Origin of the sequence: Enterovirga sp. (assembly GCF_035325185.1) — a bacterium.
Lineage (GTDB): Bacteria > Pseudomonadota > Alphaproteobacteria > Rhizobiales > Beijerinckiaceae > Enterovirga.
This window is the reverse complement of record NZ_DAOLAJ010000013.1, coordinates 22,071-24,544: the sequence shown is the minus strand read 5'-3', so window position 1 is coordinate 24,544 and position 2,474 is coordinate 22,071. Positions and strand designations below refer to the sequence as shown.

Here is a 2,474-nt window from a genome sequence, read left to right as displayed (position 1 = left end):
CACGAGCACGAGCACGAGCATTCGCACAGCCACGAGCACACGCACAGCCATAGTCACAGCCACAGCCATGGGCACGATCATCCCCATGACCACGCCCACGAATCCCATTCGCATGACGGACACCGGCACGGCTGAAGCCGCCTCCGGCCTGAACCTTCTGCTGTGCTGGCTCTCCCCCGCCTTCCCGGTGGGGGCCTATGCCTATTCGCACGGGCTGGAATGGGCCGTGGAGGCCGGCGACGTGCGCGACGAGGCGAGCCTCGAGGATTGGCTCGCCTGCCTCCTCGCGGAGGGGATCGGCCGGAGCGACGCCATCCTGCTCGCCGCCTGCCACCGGGCCGCGGCGGCGGGCGTCGAGGACGCCTTCGCCGCGGCCAACGATCTCGCCCTCGCGCTCGCCCCCTCGGCGGAGTTGCGCCTCGAGACGGCCCAGCAGGGACGCAGCTTCCTCGACGCCGTGCTGGCGAGCTGGCCGGCGCCGCGGCTCGATGCCCTGGCCGGCCGGATCGGAGAGGTCGCCTATCCCGCAGCCCTCGGGCTCGCCGCCGCCTGCCACGGCGTCGCGATCCGGGCGGCGGTGGAGGGCTATCTCACGGCTCGCGCGGGCAATCTCGTCTCGGCCGCGATCCGGCTCGCCCCGATCGGCCAGACCGCGGGCCAGCGCGTCCTCGCCCGGCTCTCGGCACGGATCGGCCTCCTGGCAGAACTCGTGCTTGCCTGCGACCTCGGGGATGTCGGCGGCGCGACCTTCCGCGCCGATCTCGGCTCCCTCCGCCACGAAACCCAATATACGAGGCTCTTCCGCTCATGACCTCCTCGACCCACGGCCCCCTGCGGGTCGGCATCGGAGGGCCGGTAGGCTCCGGCAAGACCGCTCTGATGGAGGCGCTCTGCAAGACCTTCCGCGACCGCTACGACATCTGCGCCATCACCAACGACATCTACACGAAGGAAGATGCGCGCCTCCTGGCGGTCGCCGACGCGCTGCCGATCGAGCGCATCCTCGGCGTCGAGACGGGGGGATGCCCGCATACCGCGATCCGCGAGGACGCCTCGATCAACCTCGCCGCCATCGCGCAGATGCGCGGCCGCTTTCCCGCCCTGGACATCGTCCTGATCGAATCGGGAGGCGACAATCTCGCGGCGACCTTCTCGCCGGAACTGGCGGACATCACGATCTACGTGATCGACGTCGCCGGAGGGGAGAAGATCCCGCGCAAGGGAGGGCCGGGCATCACGAGATCGGACCTGCTCGTCGTGAACAAGATCGACCTCGCCCCTCTCGTCGGAGCCGATCTCGGCATCATGGAGGAGGATACGCGGCGCATGCGGGGCCGGCGCCCCTACGTCTTCGCCAATCTCAAGGCCGGACGGGGCGTGGAGGAGATCGCCCGCTTCGTCGAGCAGGCCGGCGGCCTGAGAGCCGCCTGAGACCTCAGGCCCCGGCCCGCAAGAACTGAATCTCGCCGGCCCGGAGGCGGTCCTGAATCCTGATCAGCGTCAATAGCCTCCAGTTCATTCGTATTAGCTTTTAGTACAAAGCCTCTCTGTAGACGTCTCTGGCAACCGAAGGTCTTCGGCCGACCAACGCTTGACAGTGGCACCTGGGCGGAGGCATGCCAGCTAGACAGGCCCGGCAGAAGGAACGCTATAGGCTATGGAAACCAAGGAAATCATCGGCCAGCCGAATCTGATCGAGCTGACCGCCGAAGTGGTATCCGCCTTCGTAATGCACAATTCGCTTCAGAAATCAGATCTCCCCGACCTGATCGCTGCAGTTCACAATTCCCTTCAGCAATTGGCCGAGCCGAAGCTCGCGGAACCTGCCCGTCCGACGCCGGCGGTGCCGATCAAGAAGTCGATTTCTCCAGACTACATCATCAGCCTGGAAGACGGCCGGCCCTACAAGTCGCTCAAGCGCCATCTGAGCGGACGCGGGCTGACGCCCGAGCGCTACCGCGAGAAATGGGGCCTCTCGCCCGATTACCCGATGGTCGCGCCCAATTACGCCAAGCAGCGCTCGGAGCTCGCCAAGTCGATGGGCCTCGGCCGCCAGCGCCAGCGCGAGGCCAATGCGGCCCCCGCTCCCGCCGCCAAGCCGAAGCGCGCCCGCAACGCGGCGTGATCCGCCCGCGAATGCGGCGATGGATCGCGATGGCGCCTCGACGAAGCGCCATCGCGGCTTGAGGGGGATTTCCGCTCCTTCGGCGCGGCCCTCAGGCCCGCTCGCGAGCCAGATCCTCGCAGCGGAACGAGCCACCGCCCAGCCGGCCGGCCAATGCCGGCAGGAGCGATGCGGCCTCCTCCGCCAGGGTCCAAGGCGGATTGACGATCATCATGCCGCTGCCCGCAAGGCGCGTCCCGTCGGCGGGCGCCATGTTGAGTTCCAGCCGCAAGACCGGGGCTGCGAGCCCGGCGCGGGCTGCGAGCCCGGCGCGGGCTGCGAGCCCGGCGCGGGCTGCGAGCCCGGCGCG

General features: G+C 68.7%; 4 protein-coding genes. 3 read left to right on the top strand and 1 reads right to left on the bottom strand.

The features are described from left to right. Positions 1-112: 112 nt before the first annotated feature. The 3 genes from PKD06_RS04440 (at position 113) to PKD06_RS04430 (ending at position 2,125) form a co-directional block, all read left to right on the top strand. Positions 113-811 carry an urease accessory protein UreF gene (locus PKD06_RS04440; protein WP_324377991.1) on the top strand — a complete coding sequence of 233 codons (699 nt, stop codon included), beginning with the start codon at positions 113-115 and terminating at the stop codon, positions 809-811. Continuing rightward, positions 808-1,431 carry an urease accessory protein UreG gene (ureG, locus tag PKD06_RS04435; RefSeq protein WP_324377989.1) on the top strand — a complete coding sequence of 208 codons (624 nt, stop codon included), beginning with the start codon at positions 808-810 and terminating at the stop codon, positions 1,429-1,431. The genes PKD06_RS04440 and ureG overlap by 4 nt, the downstream gene beginning before the upstream one ends. 226 nt (positions 1,432-1,657) lie before the next feature. Next, entirely contained in the window at positions 1,658-2,125 is a 468-nt protein-coding gene (locus PKD06_RS04430; protein WP_324377987.1) for a MucR family transcriptional regulator, read from the top strand. Positions 2,126-2,216: 91 nt separating this feature from the next. Here the strand turns inward: PKD06_RS04430 and rlmJ are convergent. After that, positions 2,217-2,474: 23S rRNA (adenine(2030)-N(6))-methyltransferase RlmJ (gene rlmJ, locus PKD06_RS04425; RefSeq protein ID WP_324377985.1), on the bottom strand; the 258-nt coding region annotated here is incomplete at its 5' end.

Bases quoted from the DNA above. Each gene is read 5' to 3' on its own strand.
- PKD06_RS04440 (WP_324377991.1), top strand. From the start codon at position 113: ATGACGGACACCGGCACGGCTGAAGCCGCCTCCGGCCTGAACCTTCTG.
- ureG (WP_324377989.1), top strand. From the start codon at position 808: ATGACCTCCTCGACCCACGGCCCCCTGCGGGTCGGCATCGGAGGGCCG.
- PKD06_RS04430 (WP_324377987.1), top strand. From the start codon at position 1,658: ATGGAAACCAAGGAAATCATCGGCCAGCCGAATCTGATCGAGCTGACC.